Annotated in this window: 16 protein-coding genes; 8 read left to right on the top strand and 8 right to left on the bottom strand. The window is 65.2% G+C overall.

Annotated elements, in window-relative coordinates:
• The first annotated feature begins 139 nt into the window (after positions 1-139).
• Complete coding sequence (locus GTP77_RS14270) at positions 140-1492, top strand: MFS transporter (protein ID WP_371869360.1); 1353 nt, start codon at positions 140-142, stop codon at positions 1490-1492.
• Positions 1437-2288: a fumarylacetoacetate hydrolase family protein gene (locus GTP77_RS14265; RefSeq protein WP_161072821.1), complete on the top strand. Its 852-nt coding sequence runs from the start codon at positions 1437-1439 to the stop codon at positions 2286-2288. Before GTP77_RS14270 ends, GTP77_RS14265 begins: the two co-directional genes overlap by 56 nt.
• A gap of 110 nt (positions 2289-2398) precedes the next feature.
• Here GTP77_RS14265 and GTP77_RS14260 read toward each other — a convergent pair whose 3' ends face one another.
• Positions 2399-3721 carry an aspartate aminotransferase family protein gene (locus tag GTP77_RS14260; RefSeq protein ID WP_161072820.1) on the bottom strand — a complete coding sequence of 441 codons (1323 nt, stop codon included), beginning with the start codon at positions 3719-3721 and terminating at the stop codon, positions 2399-2401.
• Between the two features lie 278 nt (positions 3722-3999).
• Between GTP77_RS14260 and GTP77_RS14255 the strand changes: the two genes are divergently transcribed.
• Both GTP77_RS14255 and GTP77_RS14250 read left to right on the top strand, forming a co-directional pair.
• Complete coding sequence (locus GTP77_RS14255) at positions 4000-4623, top strand: PEP-CTERM sorting domain-containing protein (RefSeq protein WP_161072819.1); 624 nt, start codon at positions 4000-4002, stop codon at positions 4621-4623.
• Between the two features lie 83 nt (positions 4624-4706).
• Positions 4707-5258, top strand: coding sequence for a carboxymuconolactone decarboxylase family protein (locus GTP77_RS14250; protein ID WP_161072818.1), 552 nt, complete (start codon positions 4707-4709; stop codon positions 5256-5258).
• 10 nt (positions 5259-5268) lie between these two features.
• Here GTP77_RS14250 and GTP77_RS14245 read toward each other — a convergent pair whose 3' ends face one another.
• The 4 genes from GTP77_RS14245 to yjgA are packed head-to-tail and all read right to left on the bottom strand — an operon-like array spanning position 5269 to position 8059.
• Complete coding sequence (locus tag GTP77_RS14245; RefSeq protein ID WP_229202191.1) at positions 5269-6150, bottom strand: M14 family zinc carboxypeptidase; 882 nt, start codon at positions 6148-6150, stop codon at positions 5269-5271.
• A gap of 13 nt (positions 6151-6163) precedes the next feature.
• Positions 6164-6832 carry an alpha/beta hydrolase gene (locus GTP77_RS14240; RefSeq protein ID WP_161072869.1) on the bottom strand — a complete coding sequence of 223 codons (669 nt, stop codon included), beginning with the start codon at positions 6830-6832 and terminating at the stop codon, positions 6164-6166.
• Between the two features lie 20 nt (positions 6833-6852).
• Positions 6853-7464, bottom strand: a complete 612-nt coding sequence (mog, locus tag GTP77_RS14235; protein WP_161072817.1) for a molybdopterin adenylyltransferase — start codon at positions 7462-7464, stop codon at positions 6853-6855.
• Positions 7454-8059: a ribosome biogenesis factor YjgA gene (gene yjgA, locus GTP77_RS14230; protein WP_161072816.1), complete on the bottom strand. Its 606-nt coding sequence runs from the start codon at positions 8057-8059 to the stop codon at positions 7454-7456. The genes mog and yjgA overlap by 11 nt, the downstream gene beginning before the upstream one ends.
• Positions 8060-8151: 92 nt before the next feature.
• Between yjgA and pmbA the strand changes: the two genes are divergently transcribed.
• A complete protein-coding gene (pmbA, locus tag GTP77_RS14225; RefSeq protein WP_161072815.1) occupies positions 8152-9504 on the top strand; it encodes a metalloprotease PmbA in 1353 nt (450 codons plus the stop codon).
• A gap of 72 nt (positions 9505-9576) precedes the next feature.
• On the top strand, positions 9577-10665 hold the full coding sequence (locus tag GTP77_RS14220; protein ID WP_161072814.1) for a TRAP transporter substrate-binding protein: 1089 nt from the start codon (positions 9577-9579) through the stop codon (positions 10663-10665).
• Between the two features lie 91 nt (positions 10666-10756).
• Here the strand turns inward: GTP77_RS14220 and GTP77_RS14215 are convergent, their stop codons facing one another.
• The 3 genes from GTP77_RS14215 to GTP77_RS14205 all read right to left on the bottom strand — a co-directional run bounded on the left by GTP77_RS14215 (position 10757) and on the right by GTP77_RS14205 (position 15536).
• Positions 10757-11881, bottom strand: coding sequence for a hypothetical protein (locus GTP77_RS14215; RefSeq protein ID WP_161072813.1), 1125 nt, complete (start codon positions 11879-11881; stop codon positions 10757-10759).
• 87 nt (positions 11882-11968) lie between these two features.
• Positions 11969-14161: a TonB-dependent receptor plug domain-containing protein gene (locus GTP77_RS14210; RefSeq protein WP_161072812.1), complete on the bottom strand. Its 2193-nt coding sequence runs from the start codon at positions 14159-14161 to the stop codon at positions 11969-11971.
• Positions 14162-14402: 241 nt separating this feature from the next.
• Complete coding sequence (locus GTP77_RS14205; RefSeq protein ID WP_161072811.1) at positions 14403-15536, bottom strand: M14 family metallopeptidase; 1134 nt, start codon at positions 15534-15536, stop codon at positions 14403-14405.
• Positions 15537-15675: 139 nt separating this feature from the next.
• Between GTP77_RS14205 and GTP77_RS14200 the strand changes: the two genes are divergently transcribed.
• Both GTP77_RS14200 and GTP77_RS14195 read left to right on the top strand, forming a co-directional pair.
• Positions 15676-16764: a TRAP transporter substrate-binding protein gene (locus GTP77_RS14200; RefSeq protein WP_161072810.1), complete on the top strand. Its 1089-nt coding sequence runs from the start codon at positions 15676-15678 to the stop codon at positions 16762-16764.
• A gap of 156 nt (positions 16765-16920) precedes the next feature.
• Positions 16921-17382 carry a cache domain-containing protein gene (locus GTP77_RS14195; protein WP_161072809.1) on the top strand — a complete coding sequence of 154 codons (462 nt, stop codon included), beginning with the start codon at positions 16921-16923 and terminating at the stop codon, positions 17380-17382.
• The last annotated feature ends 4 nt before the right edge of the window (positions 17383-17386 follow it).

Raw genomic sequence — 17386 nt, 5'->3', positions numbered from 1 at the left:
GGATGATGCCGAGTCGGCTGGCGGCGCTCCCCTTCGGCGGGTTACGGCGCACGCGCCTAACCCGCCCTACGCGCCAGCTGCATGTTCGATAACCCGCCGTGGAGGCGCCAATGACGGCGCCTCCTTGCTGGCGTATGGGGTGCCTGCCGTTATTGGCCGGGTGCGTGCACCCGGTTCGCTGCCGGGCGTGCAGGTGTTTTTCCTGGTGTTCCTGCCGTTTGCGCTGGGCCACTACATCTCCAGCCTGCTGCGCAATGTGAACGCCATCCTGGCGCCGCAGCTGATGGCCGAGCTGTCGCTCACGCCGGCGCAACTGGGGCTGCTCACCAGCGCGTACTTTTTTTCGTTCGCGCTGGTGCAGCTGCCGGTGGGCGTGGCGCTGGACCGCTACGGTCCGCGCCGGGTGCAGTTCGCCATGCTGTGCGTGGCCGCCGTCGGCGCGCTGGCCTTCGCGGGCAGTCGCGAATTGAACCAGCTGCTGCTGGCGCGCGCGCTGATGGGCGTGGGCCTGGCGGGCTGCTTCATGGCCGCCGTCAAGTCCATCTCCATCTGGATCTCGCCCGCCAAGCTGCCGTCGGTGCAAGGCTACCTGATCGCCGCCGGCGGCCTGGGCGCGGCCAGCGGCACCTTGCCGGTGCGGCTGGCGCTGCACTACGTGGACTGGCGCTGGCTGTTCATTGCGCTGGCGGCGGGCTGCGCCGTCATCGCGCTGCTGATCTACCTGCTCGCGCCCACGCCGCCCGAAGCGCCGCGCAAGCCGCAGCGCCTGCCCTTGCGCAGCATCCTGGCCGAGGTCTACGCCCATCCCGTGTTCCGCGACACGGCCGCACTGGTGCTGATTCCGCACGCGGTGTTCTTCGGCATCCAGGGCCTGTGGATAGCGCGCTGGCTGAACGACGTGGCACACTTCGACCAGCAGGCCATCGCCTGGCTGCTTTACCTCGGCATGGCGGCGGTGATCTTCGGCGCCATCTCGGTCGGCATGATCACCGAGTGGGCCGCGCGCAGGAACATTGCGCCGCTCAGCGTTGCCGCCGCCGGCATCGCCGTCTACATCGCCATCCAGTGCGGCTTTGTGCTGAACTGGGCACCGAGCTACCAGCTGCTGTCGGTGTTGTTTACGCTGGTGGGCACCATCACCGGCATCGAGTACGCCATCGTCGCGCAGGCCATGCCGCCGGGACTGACGGGACGCGCTTCCACTTGCCTGAACCTGTTGATTTTCCTGGGCGCGTTTGCCGTGCAGGCGGGCTTCGGCGCCATCGTCGGCCTGTGGCGGCCGGACGCCTTGCAGCACTATCCGGCCATTGCCTACCAGGCCGCGTTCGGCGTGCTGGTGCTGCTGCAAACCGTGGGCCTGGTACGCTTCCTGATGCGCCGCCGGGGTGGCCGCGCGCGATCCGGTAAAATGGCGGCTATCAACTCCAAGGAAGATTATGAAACTGGTTCGTTACGGCCGGCCCGGCAAAGAGAAGCCCGGCCTGATAGATGATGAAGGCAAGCTGCGCGACCTGTCCGGCGTGATCGATGACATCGGTCCCGAGCAGCTGTCCGACAAGGCCATCAAGAAGCTGTCCAAGATTCCGCATGCGGATCTGCCGCTGGTGCGCGGCAATCCGCGCATGGGTGTGCCGGTGGCGAAAGTGGGCAAATTCATCGGCATCGGTTTGAACTACTACGACCATGCAGAAGAAATGGGCCTGCCGATTCCGAAGGAACCCATCGTCTTCATGAAGGCCACCACCTGCCTGTCCGGCGCGGACGATCCGGTGATGCTGCCCAAGGGGTCGAAGAAGACCGATTGGGAAGTGGAGCTGGGCATCATCATCGGCACCCGCGCGCGCTACGTGAGCGAGAAGGACGCCGAGAAGCATATCGCCGGCTACTGCGTCATCAACGACCTGTCCGAGCGCGAGTACCAGTTCGAGCAGGGCTCGCAATGGGACAAGGGCAAGGGCTGCGACACCTTCGGTCCCGTGGGTCCGTGGCTGGTGACGCGCGACGAGGTCTACCAGGTCAATAAGCTGGACCTGTACCTGGAACTGAACGGCAAGCGCATGCAGACCGGCAGCACCGAAAACATGATCTTCTCGGTGGCGCAGATCGTCAGCTACCTGTCGCAGTACATGACGCTGGAACCGGGCGACGTGATCGCCACCGGTACGCCGCCAGGCGTGGGCAACGCCCGCAAGCCGAAGCGCTTCCTGAAGAAGGGCGACTTCCTGCGCCTGGGCATCGCCGGCCTCGGCGAACAGCAGCAGGACGTCATCGCCTACCAGCAGTATTGAGCCGGCGGCAGTGGCGGGTTACGGCGTGCCGCCTAACCCGCCCTACGGTTGACGACCCAGCCCAGGTCTTATCGTAGGGCGGGTTAGCCCGCAAGGGCGTAACCCGCCGCTCACGCCAGCGCCCTCGCCAGCGCCTCCTGCAGCCGCCCCACAATCTCGGCCAGCTCCGCCTCGGTGGCGATAAACGGCGGCGCCAGCAGCACATGGTCGCCGCGCTCGCCGTCTATGGTGCCGCCCATCGGGTACACCATCAGCCCGCGTCCCATGGCCGCCTCCTTCACCGCCGCGTGCAGCCTTGCCGCCGGCGGGAAGGGCTCCTTGCTGTCCCTGTCCTTTACCAGCTCCAGCGCCCAGAACAGCCCCCGCCCCCGGATATCGCCCACGTGCGGATGCTGCCCGAACGCGTCCTTGAGCATGCGCTTGAAGGCCGCGCCGCGCACCGTCACCGCGCCCAGCAGGCAGTCGCGCTGGATGATGCGCTGCACGGTCAGCGCCGCCGCCGCCGCCACCGGATGGCCGATGTAGGTGTGCCCATGCTGGAACACGCCGCTGCCGTCGCGTATGCGCTGCACCACCTGCTCGCGCGCCAGCACCGCGCCGATGGGCTGGTAGCCCGCACCCAGGCCTTTGCCCAGCGCCACCAGGTCGGGCAGCACGCTCTCCTGCTCAACCGCGTACAGCGTGCCGGTGCGCCCCATGCCGCACATCACCTCGTCCGCGATGAACAGCATGCCGTACTTGTCGCACAGCGCGCGCACGCCCTTGAAGTAGCCCGGAGTGGGCGGAATGGCGCCGCCCGTGGCGCCCACCACCGGCTCTGCGCAAAAGCCGATCACGTTTTCCGGCCCGGCCGCCAGGATCTCCGCCTCCAGCTCCGACAGCAGGGACGTGGTGTAGTCGCCCAGCGTCTGCTGCGGCAGCCGGTCGCGGTACTCGTAGCAGGGCGACACGCGCCGTACGTCCATCAGCAGCGGCGCGAAGTGCTTGCGCCGGAACGCGTTGCCGCCCAGGGCGAGCGCGCCCAGCGTGTTGCCGTGGTAGCTCTGGCGGCGCGCGATGAATACGCTGCGCTGAGGCTGGCCGCTTTCAACAAAGTACTGGCGCGCCAGCTTGAGTGCCGTCTCCATCGCTTCCGAGCCGCCGGAGACCAGGTAGACGTGATTCAGGTCGCCTGGCGCGTCGTAGGCCAGGCGCGCCGCCAGTTCCTCGGCCACTTCGGTGGTAAAGAAGCCGGTGTGGGCGTAGGCCAGGCGGTCGATCTGCGCATGCATGGCGGCGGTCACGTCCGGATGGCCGTGGCCCAGCGAGGACACGGCGGCGCCGCCGCTGGCATCGATATAGCTGTTGCCACGGTTGTCGCGGATGGTGATGCCGCTGCCGCTGACGGCGATGGGGGGCGTGTGGCGCAGGCTGCGGTGAATGATATGGCTCATGTCGTCCTCGCGGTGGATAGGAAAGACGACGATAAAACGCCGCGCGTACGGGCTTGTTGATTTTTGTCTTGCCCTGCGCAATTAACAATGTTCCCACGGGGATACTGTCGGAATTCTTTACACCACTGGCCTATCATGGCCGCCAAGAAGTGCCTGAGAAAAACAAAAATGCCCTTTGCGAAATTAATATTGCCGGAGTGGCATGAAAAGTGCTTTATAGGCAATAGTAACAATTTGCCGGCCTTGGCCGATCATTAAAAATATTGAAAGATGACAACATGTTTAAATTCATGAAGTTCTCCCTGCCAGCGCTGCTGCTGGCTTGCTCGGCACTGAGCGCCAACGCTGCCGTCATCCAGCTGGGCAGTATTTCCAAAGCCTACGGCTCGGCTGGCGGTTCCGCCGCCAGCACTGGGGTAGGTTCGTGCGACACCCTCAATGCCAACTCGATCACGGTGCGCGACACGTCGCCGTCCAGCTGCAACCGTTTCAGCGACCTGTTCAACTTCAGCAACCTGGGCTATAAGAGCCTCGACCACCTGACCCTGACGCTGAGCTTCAGCGACACCGGCAATATCCTGGCGGAAGACTGGAGAATGCGCCCCGCCGCCGGCACGCTGGGTAGCGCCACGCTGTACGACATGACCAATACCGGCAGCGGCAATGGCAGCACCACCCAGTCGTTCATTATTTCCGGCGCACAGAGTGATGTGTTCAGCTTGATTTCCAGCAGCCACAATTTCAACCTCTGGTTCGCCGAGCAGAGTACCGGCGCCGATACCTTCAACCTGATCTCGGCCAAGCTGGACGTGTACGGCACTGTGCCCGAGCCGTCGAGCGCCGCCTTGCTGGCGCTGGGCCTGGCCGGCGCGGGCCTGCTGCGCCGCCGCGCACGCCGCTAGGCATCCGCAGGAGGCGGCGCGCCGGTTGCGTTTCCATGGCAGTTGCTGGACACTCTGTCCAACGCAACGATCTCCCAGCCACCATGACCGACCGCCTGCCTCCCATCCCTCTCGAGCAATTGAACGCTGCCCAGCAAGCGGTGGCGCAGGCCGTGATAGACGGCCCGCGCGGCGCCTTGTACGGCCCTTTCGTGCCCTTGATACGCAGTCCCGAGCTGATGTCCGCTGCGCAGCAGATGGGCGAGTATCTGCGCTACCGCAGCGCCATCGGCACGCGCTTGTCCGAGCTGGCCATCCTGGTGACGGCGCGGCAGTGGGACCAGCAGGTGGAGTGGGCGATCCATGCGCCCATCGCCATGGAGGAGGGCATCAGCCCCGCCATGGTGGAGGCCATCGCCGCAGGCCGGCGTCCCGCCGCCATGACGCACGGGGAGGCGCTGGTGCACGACTTCTGCGTGGAGCTGCAGCGCAACAAGCGCGTGAGCGACGCGACCTACAACGCGGCGCTGGCGCTGTTTGGCGAGCACGGCGTGGTCGATCTGATGGGGTTGAACGGCTACTACACTTTCCTGGCCATGCTGATGAATGCGGCGCAGACGCCCGCGCCGCCGTCCAGCGCGGCGCCGCTGCCGTAGCGCAGGGCTGTCAGGCAGGCGTGACGTTGCGCTGTATCCAGAGCAGCATGTCGCGCCAGATGCGCTCGATTTCGGCGTCCGGCGGCAGGGCCTGCGCGTGCGGCAGCTCGATGGTGATCACCGGCACCTGCTTGTGCCGGCCGCTGTAGTTGCCCAGCGAGCCGGGATAGACGCCCACCGGGCGGTAGGACAGGTGGCCGAAGCTGCGTGGCGGTTCCGGCTTGCCGTCGAAATCCAGCACGCCGTAGGGCGCGTGCACGGAGACGATGAGGTCCGGCTGGAAGCGCTCGATGGCGTCGTTGACCCAGCGGCTTTCCGGCTCGGACAGCGGCTTTTTGCCGGGGAAGCGGCGCGGGTCGCTGCGCGTGGCCTTGGCCCAGTAGCGCGGCGCTTCCTGCTGCCAGCCGGGCGTGGGGAAGTTGCGGTTCAGGTCCACGCCGCGCGCGTTCACGCGCTGCGGCTTGGCGGCCAGCAGGCCGTCCGGATTGACCAGCGGCGCCACCTTCCATTGCAGGCTTTGCGCGGCCGGCGTGTCCATCTGCTTCAGCCAGTGGAACACCAGGGCCGATGCGGTGAGTTCGTCGCCGTGGATGCCACCCAGCAGCAGCACGCGCAGCGGGGCCGCGCCCGTGCCGGCAGGCGCGCTCGCGGCGATGTCGCGTTCAAGTATGGGGAAGCCGAGATTGGATTTGGCGCCGCTGGGTACCACGGCGCTCTCGCGGCAGGCAGCCGCCGAGACTTTGGGCAGGCGGTCCGCCAGCCGGTCGCACCAGGGCGCCGGCGCTGCTGATTTCGGCGCCGCCGTGCCGGTGGCGGCCGTGGCGGAAACTGCAAGCAGCAGCGTGGCCGCGCCGGGCAGCAGCGTCAGTAAGCGTATGCCCGCAAACATCATGGCCCTTTTAAACTCAGGCCAGCACTTTCTTCAGCCACGCGCTGATGTGCGTGACTTCTTCCTGGCACAGCGAATGCTGCATGTAGTAGTCGTGCCATTCCACCTGGTAGCCCAGCTTGACCAGCAGGTCGCGCGAGGCTTCGGCGCGCGCCACCGGGATCACCGGGTCCATGCGGCCGTGTACCATGAAGACAGGCGTGGCCAGGCTGGCTTCGCTGCGCTCGGCTTCGGTCTTGTCGGCCAGCGGCACGTAGCCCGACAGGCACATCAAACCGGCCAGCTTTTCAGGATGGCGCAAGCCGGTCTGCAGAGTCATGGCGCAGCCTTGCGAGAAGCCGGCCAGGATAATGCGGCTGGCCGGAATGCCGCGCGCTTTTTCGCGCGCGATCAGCGCTTCCACTTGCAGCTGCGAGGCGCGCAGGCCTTTTTCGTCTTCCTGGCGGCCCAGGTCGGTGTTGACGATGTCGTACCAGGCGCGCATCACGTAGCCGTTGTTGATGGTCACCGGCATGGTGTTCGCGTGCGGGAAGATGAAGCGGATGGCGGGCAGGCCGTCCAGGTCCAGCTCATTCACCATGGGCACGAAGTCGTTGCCGTCGGCGCCGAGGCCGTGCATCCAGATGATGGACACGGTCGGGTTGGCGCCCGATTCGATTTCGATGTTATCCAGCAGTGCAGTCATGTCAGTCATCAATGCGATCCTCAGGCAGGCTTGATAGCCGATTTGGGGCGGAATGCCTTGCATACCGCCGGATTGGTTTCCATGTAGGGGCCGCCGATCAGGTCCACGCAGTAGGGCACGGCCGCGAAGATGCCGCCCACCAGCTGCTTGCCGTCGGCGTCCTTCAGGCCTTCCAGGGTTTCCTTGATGGCTTTCGGCTGGCCCGGGAGGTTCATCACCAGCGCGGCGTGAGGTTCACCCAAACCCGCGATTTCCCGGATCACGGCGGTCTGGCGCGACAGGATGGCTGTCGGCACGAAGGCCAGGCTGATCTGGCGCATCTGCTCGCCGAAGCCGGGCATTTCCTTGGTGCCGATGGCCAGCGTGGCCTCCGGCGTAACGTCGCGGCGCGAGGGACCGGTGCCGCCGGTGGTCAGCACCAGGTGGCAGCGCGCGGTATCGACCAGCTCCACCAGCGTGGCTTCGATCTGCGCGCGCTCGTCCGGAATCAAGCGGGTTTCGACGCGGAAGGGCGTAGTCAGCGCGGACGCCAGCCATTCCTGCAGCGCAGGCAGGCCCTTGTCTTCATAGACGCCGCCGCTGGCGCGGTCCGAGACCGACACCAGGCCAATGACTAAGACATCACTCGTCATCTTCTTCGCTGTCCTCATCCTCGGCTTTAGCATCGTCAGCCTTGGCCTTGCGGTTTTTGGCGTCGATCTGCTTCAGGATCTGGAAGATTTCGCGGTAAGCCTTGGGCGGCTTGTTCTCGGCCTGCTCTTTGCGGGCGTTGCGGATCAGGGTGCGCAGGTGCTGCACGTCCAGTTCCGGGTTTTCCGACAGCAGCGTGGTGAGCGCGTTGTCGTCGGCCAGCAGCTTGTCGCGGCGGCGTTCCAGCGCGTGCATCGCAGCCGTATCGGCCTTGGACGCGCCTTTCCAGCCCTCGATGGTGCGCTGGATGATGGCCACTTCTTCCTCGTCCAGGGTGCGCATCTTCTTGCCCACGAACTGCATCGCGCGGCGGCGGCCTTCGTGATTAGTGATACTTTGGCAAGTCAGGATGGCCTCTTTCACGTCCTCTGGCATAGGGACGCGCTTGACGCGGTCGCGCGGGGCGTCCACCAGCTCGGCGCCGAGCGCCTGCAGGGCGTCGGACTGGCGCTTCATTTCGGTTTTGGACGGGCGCTCGTATTCTTGTTCGAATTCGGAGGATTTGAAGCCGACGGCGCCCCGGTTTGCATTTGGCATGATAACTGTGAGGCCGGGCTAAACCCGGCCTGTAAAAACTGTAAACGACTGCTATGATAACTGTTTTACCGGCTACCCGAAGAAAACACCACATGAGCGACTCCGCATTCAGCCACAGCCAAGATCAATTGAAGCAGCTTGCACGCGACGTTTTGGCGTATGCGCGCGAAAAGGGCGGCACCGATGCCGCCGTCGAGATCAGCGAGGGCAGCGGCTTGTCCGTCTCTGTGCGCAAGGCCAAAATCGAAACCATCGAGCAGAACCGCGACAAGGGCCTGGGCGTGACCGTGTTCATCGGCAAGAAGCGCGGCAACGCCAGCACGTCCGATTTTTCGGCCGCCTCGTTGCGCGCCACCGTGGACGCGGCCTACAACATCGCCAACTTCACGGCCGACGACGACTGCGCCGGCCTGGCCGACGAGGACATGCTGGAAAAGAACCCGCGCGACCTGCAGCTGTACTACCCGTGGCTGATCTCCACCGAAGAAGCGGTGGCGCTGGCGCAGCGCGCCGAAGCGGCCGCCTTCGCGGTGGATCCGCGCATCACCAATAGCGAAGGCGCCGGCGTGCACGTGCAGCAGTCGCACTTCGTGTCGGCCAACTCGCGCGGCTTTATCGGCGGCTACCCGTATTCGCGCCACACCCTGTCGGTGGCGCCGATTGCCGGCAAGGGCGCCAAGATGCAGCGCGACGACTGGTACAGCTCCGTGCGCGACGCCGCCAAGATGGCCGCGCCGGAAGCCATCGGCCGCTACGCCGCCGAACGCGCGCTGGCCCGCCTGAACGCGCGCAAGCTCGACACCCGCACCTGCCCGGTGCTGTTCGAGGCGCCGCTGGCCGCCGGCCTGCTGGGCGCCTTCGTGCAAGCCACTTCCGGCGGCGCGCTGTACCGCAAGTCCACCTTCCTGCTCGACAGCCTGGGCAAGTCGGTGTTCCCGTCCCATATCCAGATCGACGAAGATCCGCACGTGATCGGCGCGGTTGGCTCGGCGCCGTTCGACGAGGAAGGCGTGCGCACCCAGCGCCGCGACGTGGTCAAGGACGGCGTGGTGCAGGGCTATTTCCTGTCCACCTACTCGGCGCGCAAGCTGGGCATGAAAACCACCGGCAATGCGGGCGGTTCGCACAACCTGTCGCTGACGTCCTCGCTGACGAAGAAAAACGACGATTTCGCGGCCATGCTCAAAAAGATGGGCACCGGCCTGCTGGTGACCGAGCTGATGGGCCAGGGCACCAACTACGTCACCGGCGACTATTCGCGCGGCGCGTCCGGCTACTGGGTGGAAAACGGCGTGATCCAGTACCCGGTGGAGGAGATCACCATAGCCGGCAATATGAAGGAAATGTTCCAGCAAATCGTCGGCATCGGCGCGGACGTGCTGGTGCGCGGCACCAAGCAAACCGGCTCCATCCTGATCGAAAAAATGGTTGTTGCGGGAGGCTAATTTTTTCGTTGCAAGCATAGCCATGTTTCCATACACTGTCTTCGGCATATCAAAAAACCAAGGAGACAATGTATGGAACGCCGTTCATTCATTACCAAGGCCGCAGCCGGCGCCACCGCAGGCGTGATCGCCGCGCCGGCCCTGGCGCAGTCCCTGCCCACGATTAACTGGCGCCTGGCGTCCAGCTTCCCCAAATCGCTGGACACCATCTTCGGCGCAGCCGATACCTTCACCAAGCGCGTCTCCCAGCTCACCGGCGGCAAGTTCAATATCCGCTCGTTTGCCGGCGGCGAAATCGTGCCCGGCCTGCAGGTGATGGACGCGGTGCAAGCGGGCACCGTCGAGTGCGGCCACAGCGCCTCGTACTACTACTTCGGCAAGGACGCCACTTTCGCCTTCGACTGCGCCGTGCCCTTCGGCCTGACCTCGCGCCAGCACACCGCCTGGTACGACCAGGGCGGCGGCCGCGAGCTGACCCGCGAGTTCTTCAAGGGCTACGGCATCATCAACTTCCTGGGCGGGAACTCCGGCACGCAGATGGGCGGCTGGTTCCGCAAGGAAGTCAAATCCGTGGCCGACCTGAAAGGCACCAAGATGCGCGTGGGCGGCTTTGCGGGCAAGGTGCTGGAGCGCCTGGGCCTGGTGCCGCAGCAGCTGGCCGGCGGCGACATCTATCCCGCGCTGGAAAAAGGCACCATCGACGCGGCCGAATGGGTCGGTCCGTATGACGATGAAAAGCTGGGCTTCCACAAGGTGGCGCCGTTCTACTACGCGCCGGGCTGGTGGGAAGCGGGCGCCTCGTTCTCGTTCTACGTGAGCATCAAGGAATGGGAAAAGCTGCCCAAGGAATACCAGGCGGCGATCGAGGCGGCCAGCTACGAAGCGCACGTGGTGATGCAGGCCGAGTACGACTTCCGCAACCCGACCGCGCTGGCGCGCCTGCTGAAGAGCGGCGTGAAGCTGCGCAACTTCCCGAAAGACATGATGGACGCCTGCTACAAGGCCGCCAACGATGTCATGAACGAGGAAGCCGCGAAGAACGCCAAGTTCGCCAAGATCTACGAGCCGTGGAAGAAGTTCCGCCAGGACCAGAACCAGTGGGCTTCGGTGGCCGAAGCGACGATGCAGAACTTCCTCATCAGCGCGGGCCGGGGCAAGTAAGCAGGCATGGCGGCCCGGGGCCCAAAGCGCCCGGGAACCGTAGGGCGGGTTAGCACGCCAGTGCGTAACCCGCCAGAGCCGCCAGCGCCCCTTACCGGCAAAGCTGGCTTTTCGGCTCTCCGCACGCAATAAGGCGTCCCACATCCGGATTGTCCAGATAGCGCACATGCGCATCGACCGGGTTTTCCAACGCCCCGAACCAGCTGCGCGCATTGGACACCAGCACATTGTGCACCGCCACCCCGGGGCGTTCGTACTTCTCCTTCAGCAGCGTATAAGACAGCAGATCGTTCGGGTCGGTAAACGCGACCAGCGTCAGGCCGGACAGCGCCGGCGCCGCGCCCGGTGCGGCGGCAAGCCGCGCGCCGCGCCGTCCCAGCACGCGCTGCAGGCTGTCCTGCGGCAGCGCGCGGCGGCCGACTTCCAGCGGCAGATCCTGGTCGGCCAGGCCCAGTATGGGGATCTGGTTGGCCGCCATCACCAGATAAGCCATGCGGTCCAGCGTCTGCTGGGCGGCTTCGGATGCGCGCCGCGCGTCCGGCGTGGCGCTGCGCTCGTCCAGCATGCTGCCCAGCGTGTCGAACAGGATCTTGCTGCCCAGGCTTTCCGAGATCACCACCAGCGGCGCGTCCGGCGCCGCGCCTGCCGTGGCGCGCATCACCGCCTCGCGCATGCGCTGCTGGATCTGGCCGCGCGCCACGCCCTGGTAGATCAGCGCGTCCGGCAGGCAGTCGTCCATCAGCAGGTCTTTCACTTTGGCGTTGATGCTGGCGCGCTGCGGCGTGTAGGGCGGGCTGCCCTGGCAGATGGGGGATTTTTCGCTCTGGTCGTAGCACAGCTGCTGCTTGAGCGGTGTGGTCAGCGGCGACCAGATCAGCGACTGGAAGCGGATGGCGCCGTCCCCGGTGGGCACCACAGCGGGAATGATCTCGATCTGCGGGGCGCCGGTTCCGGCCTGGGCGCGGGCCGCAGGGGCGGGCGGCGGCAGGTTGGCGGCCAGCGCGCTGCTCAGCTGCTGCACGGTCTCCGTGGCCCAGCTCGCGTCGTGCGTGCACATGCCGTGCACCAGCAGCACGTCGACCTGGTGGCCGGGCGCCTGCGCAAGGAAGTGGGCCAATCCGGGGAAAGCCGCAGCCGGCTCGATGAACTGCGCCGGCCGGTAGGGCATGCTGCAGGCGCTGAGGAACAACAGGGATATGAGCGGCAGCTTTTTCATGATGGTCTCCAGTCGGGGCGCTGGAAACCATCATCTGCGCAAGAGGACGCCGCCGCAAGGGGGAATCTGCGGCGGCTTTGTGCTACATCAGAACTTCATTTCCAGCAGGGCGCGCACCACGGCGGTGGTTGGCGTGATGGTGCCGTCGCGCAGGGTGCCGGTGGACTCGACGAAGGCCGATTCGTTGTAGTTGTCCTGGTGCAGGGCGTTGGCTACGGCAACGCGCAGCTGGGTCTTGGGCGTGAACTTCCACAGGCCGTACAGGTCCAGCGAACGCTTCGGAATCGAGTAGGCGTACTGGCGGTCCGAGATGCGTACCGGGCCGCCGCTCTGGAAGCTGAAGCTGCCGCCCAGGGTCAGCGGCAGGGTGTCCAGTTTCCAGTCCGCGCCCACGGTGCCGCTGATCGGGGTCTGCTGGTCCAGGCGGTTGTTCGGGCCGGGCACGGAGTCCAGGTCCGACCAGTTGCGCGACAGGTTGGCGCGCATTTCAATCGCCGGGGCCGTCGGGTACATGGAGCGCAGCGGCAACTTGGCTTCCAGCTCGATGCCGCGCGTGTTGGCGGTGCCGGCGTTGACCGGGCGCGACACGTACAGGCCGTCGATCAGGGCCACCTGCTGACGCGTGATGTCCTTGATGCGGCGCACGAAGGTGCTGGCCGTCATCAGGCCGCCGCCCGGCAGGTAGTGCTCGAAGGCCAGGTCCAGGCCCCAGGCCAGTTCAGGCTTGAGCAGCGGATTGCCGGTCTGGTCCGGGCTGGTGGCGGTGTTGTTGTTGGAGGCGAAGCGGCGCGGGATCAGGCTGTTCACGCCGGGCGCCTTGTAGGTGCGCGACACGCCCAGGCGCACCTGGTCGGCCTTGCTGCCGGGGATTTTCCACAGCGTCTGGAACAGCGGGCTCCACACGCTGGACTTGTTGCTCACCGGCGCGTAGTCGTTGCCTTCGCTGGTGGTCTCGATGCCTTCCCAGCGCAGGCCGAAGTACACCGACCAGCGGTCCGTGACGGTCCATTCGTCCTGCGCGTACAGCGCCAGGCGCTTCACGTCGGCGGCGTAGATCTGGTCCAGGTTGACGGCCGGCGCGCCCACCGGGCTGCTTTCGCGCTGGATGCGGTCTTCGTCGCGCTTGCTGTAGCCGGCGTCCCAGCCGGTGGCCAGCGCGTGGCCTTCGAACAGCGGCGTGGAGTATTTGCCTGTGGTGGTGAAGCCCTTGTCGGTGGAGTCGGACGACACCGTGCGCTTCAGGGCCAGCACATTGTTGGCGAAATATTGCAGCGACGGCGCGTCGGTGGAGCGCTTGTTGTAGTTGGCGCCGCCTTTCACTTCCAGCTTGGCGCCGCCGGCCAGCTTGCGGGTCCAGGTCAGGTCGGTGCGCAGCAGGGCCACGTCGGAATCGATGTCCACGCTGGTGGCGCTGTAGCGCGGCAGGCTGCCTTGCAGGGTGTTCACGCGCTCGTCCGTGTCGCCGCGGAAGCGGTTCACGTTGACGAAGCTTTGCGAGGTGATGATATCGTTCGGGCCGAGGTTGATGTTCACGCGCGGCGACAGGTTCAGCGCCTCGAACGAGCCGCTGCTGGTCTGCTCGGTGCGGCGCGACAGGTTCTGCACGCCGGCCGGGTTGGTGCCGGTGGTGACGATCTCGGCGGGACGGTTGAACTTGCCGTAGGTGACGCCGCCGCCCACCGCGTAGGAAATGGCGCCCTTGCGGTCGGAGATCTGGAAGTTGGTGTTGGTGCCCAGCTTGCCGTTGTCGTCCTGCAGGCCGACCTTGACTTCGCGCTGCGCCGTGACGATGGCTTTCTTCAGCACGATGTTGATGCCGCCGGCGATGGCCTGGGTGCTGAACTCGGCCGTGGCCGCGCGCATCACTTCGATGCGTTCTATCATGTCCGGCGACAGCGAGTCGAGCGAGAAGCCCGGCGGCGCCGGTTCGCCGTTCAGCATGATCTGGGTGTAGCCGCTGCCCAGCCCGCGCATGCGGATGTCGCCGCCGCGTCCCTGCACGCCGCCCACGGTGATGCCGGGCAGGCGCTTGAGCACCTCGGCGATGGTGGTGTCGCCGTTCTTCAGGATCTCTTCCTGCGTCACCACGATCTTGGTAGCGGTATCGTTGCGGCGCGCGTCATAGGTCTCCGCCGCGCCCTTGATCTCCACCTTTTGCATCGGTTCTTTGGCGGGCTTGACGGGTTCTTCGGCGGCAAAAACGTGGGCCGAGCTGATCAAGACAGGCGCGGCGGCCAGCAGGCGCAGCAGGGTAGGGGACGGGCGGAGCCGTTGGGTCATGGTGGTTGCCGATAAGGGAAAAGTTACACAAGGAAAAGCCCGCTCAAGGCGGGCTTTTCCACTTTGCTAGCATGGTAATAGGAATGTTGCCTGCTTTCAATTGCAAGATGCTGCGGCGAGAAGGCGATTTCGCCGAGCATGGACTGCAATTGCGTGCAGTTGGCGCCTATTTGCGCATATTGCGGCTATTCGCCGGAATATGGCCCCATCGGCGCCTGCACGCCGAGGGAAAAATAATTTCTCAGGCGTTGGCGCGCAGCGACAGTAGCACTGGCTGCAGGATGGCTGCGCCCAGGCGGGCGCTGCGGGCGCCGTCCCAGCCGGTGACCGGGTCGGGGTCGTTGGCGTTGTCCTTGAACGGCATTTCCAGCGTCAGCGACAGGCAGCCGAAGGCGTGCGAGATGTGCGGCGAACCCATGGACAGGGTTTCCGGCGTCAGCGGGCTTTCGCCGTAGCCGAATTCGTCCTGGAAGTCCGGGCTGGCGATCTTGAAGGCGTCGATGAAGTCCTGCTGGCGCTCGGCGTCGGCCTTGCTCCAGGTTTCCAGCGCTTCGCTGCCGGCCGTGAACACATAGGGCAGGCCTTCGTCGCCGTGGATGTCCAGGAACAGGTCGCAGCCCACTTCCTTCATCTTGTTCAGCACCAGGAACACTTCCGGGCTGCGCTCCATGCTCGGCTTAAACCATTCGCGGTTCAGGTTGGCGCCGGCGGCGTTGGTGCGCAGGTTGCCGCGCACGGATCCGTCCGGGTTCATATTCGGCACCACGTAGAACACGGCTTCCTGCAGCAGCTGGCGGCCGAAGGGATTGGCCACGTCCAGCAGGGCGTCGACCATGCCTTCCACAAACCATTCCGCCATGGTCTCGCCCGGATGCTGGCGCGCGATGACCCACACCTTGGGCTTGCCTTCTTCCGGCTCGCCGATCACCAGCAGATTCATGTCGTGGCCGTCCAGGGTGCTGCCCAGGTCTTCCAGGCGCACGTAGTCGTTCAGCTGGGCGTTGTCCAGCAGGGCAAGGTGGCGTTCCCACGAGTAGGGCTCGAAGTAGGCGTAGTAGACGCTGTCGTATTCCGGCGTGTGCTCGATGACCATGGTCTTGCCGTCATACGAGGTGGGCACGCGGAACCAGGTGTCGCGGTCGTAGCTGGCCACGGCCTGGTAGTCCTTCCAGCCGTCCGGATAGGCGGCCTGGCCGGCGTTCAGGAAGTTCATCGTCAGCGGGGTCGCCTTGGCGCCCTGCACGCGGAAATAGAACCACTGGATGATGTCGGCAGCGGAGTCTTTGCGGATGTTCAGGTCGATCGCGGAAGGGTCGTCCGCGCGCAGAACGTCGATGGCGCCAGCATCGAATTGGTGGCTGATTTTGATAGGCATTGCTTCGGTCCTGACGGTAAAAAATCGGGTGTGCCGACATGATACTAGTTTTATGCACAAGCTTGGGATTGCAAGCTTGCCAATTCGGTCATACACTAGGCCGGGATTCCTCACGAAAACAATACCGGAGACTGAACCTATGCAGCGTCGTTCCTTCCTGAAGAATGCCACCCTGGGCGCTGGCGCCGGCGCGCTGGCGGTAGCCCCGGCGCTGGCCCAGGCGCAGCCCGCCGTGACCTGGCGCCTCGCTTCCAGCTTCCCCAAGACCCTGGACACCATCTACGGCTCGGCCGAGCATTTCTGCAAGCGCGTGGCCGAGCTGACCGGCGGCAAATTCACCATCCGCCAGCATGCGGCGGGCGAGATCGTGCCCGGCCTGCAGGTGATGGACGCGGTGCAGGCGGGCACGGTGGAAATGGGCCATACGCCTTCCTACTACTACTTCGGCAAGGACCCGGCCTTCTGCTTCGACTGCGCCGTGCCCTTCGGCCTGACCTCGCGCCAGCAGACCGCGTGGTACGACCAGGGCGGCGGCCGCGAGCTGATGCGCGAGTTCTACAAGGGCTACGGCATTATCAACTTCATGGCCGGCAACACCGGCACGCAGATGGGCGGCTGGTACCGCAAGGAATTGAAGACCGTGGCGGACATGAAGGGCCTGAAAATCCGCATCGCCGGTTTCGCCGGGCGGGTGATGGAGCGCATGGGCGCGGTGCCGCAGCAGATCCCGGCCAGCGACGTGTACAGCGCGCTGGAGAAGGGCACCATCGACGCGGCCGAGTGGGTCGGCCCTTACGACGATGAGAAGCTGGGCCTGCAGCGCGTGGCGCCGCACTACTACGCGCCGGGCTGGTGGGAGGCTGGGCCGCAGCTGTCGTTCTATATCAATATCAAGGAATGGGAAAAGCTGCCCAAGGAGTACCAGGCGGCGGTGGAGTGCGCCAGCTACGAGTGCCACGTCATCATGCAGGCCGAGTACGACACCAAGAACCCGGCCGCGCTGGCGCGCCTGCTGAAGAACGGCGCCAAGCTGCACACCTTCTCCAAGGAGATCATGGACGCGTCCTACAAACTGTCCACCGCGGTGATGGAGGAGGAGGCCGCGAAGAATGCCAAGTTCAAGAAGATCTACGAGCCATGGAAGAAATTCCGCCAGGACCAGAACCAGTGGGCCTCGGTGGCCGAAGCCACCATGCAGAATTACCTGATCAACGCCGGGCGCAAATAAGCTGGGCGAGTGGGCTGAGTGGGAGGGCGGTCCTGCCGCCTTTCCCCTTGTTGCGTCGCGCTGACAAAACCTTTTAGTGCGGAAAATGTGCGCTACACTGCCTTGGCCGCCGGCCCGGGCCGGTGCGGCGCACTTTCAAATTAAAAGGGGACCAAGATGAAGCAGCTGTTTCGGGTAGTCTTTGCGGCCTTGCTGGCCTGTTCGCTGGTGCAGGGCGCGTCGGCGGCCAATGTGGGCACGGCCGACGAGGCGGTGGCCATGGTGAAGAAGGCGGCGGCCTATATCGCCGCCAACGGCAAGGACAAGGCCTTCGCCGAAATCAGCAACCCCAGCGGCCAGTTCAAGGACCGCGACCTCTACATCGCCGTGCTGGACAAGACCGGCCTGACCCTGGCCCACGGCGGCAACCCCAAGCTGATCGGCAAATCCATGATCGACCTGAAGGACGTGGACGACAAGCACTTCATCAAGGCCTTCCTCGACGTGGCCGCCACCAAGGGCAGCGGCTGGGTGGACTACAAATGGCCCAACCCGGTCAGCAAGGCCATCGAGAAGAAATCCACCTATGTGGAAAAGACCGGCGACCTGGTCATTATTTGCGGCATCTATAAAGGCTAATCCA

The sequence above is a fragment of the Pseudoduganella aquatica genome, assembly GCF_009857595.1.
Taxonomy (GTDB): domain Bacteria; phylum Pseudomonadota; class Gammaproteobacteria; order Burkholderiales; family Burkholderiaceae_D; genus Rugamonas; species Rugamonas aquatica_A.
The sequence above is the reverse complement of the archived record's forward strand: the minus strand, read 5'-3'. Positions and strand labels throughout refer to the sequence as shown.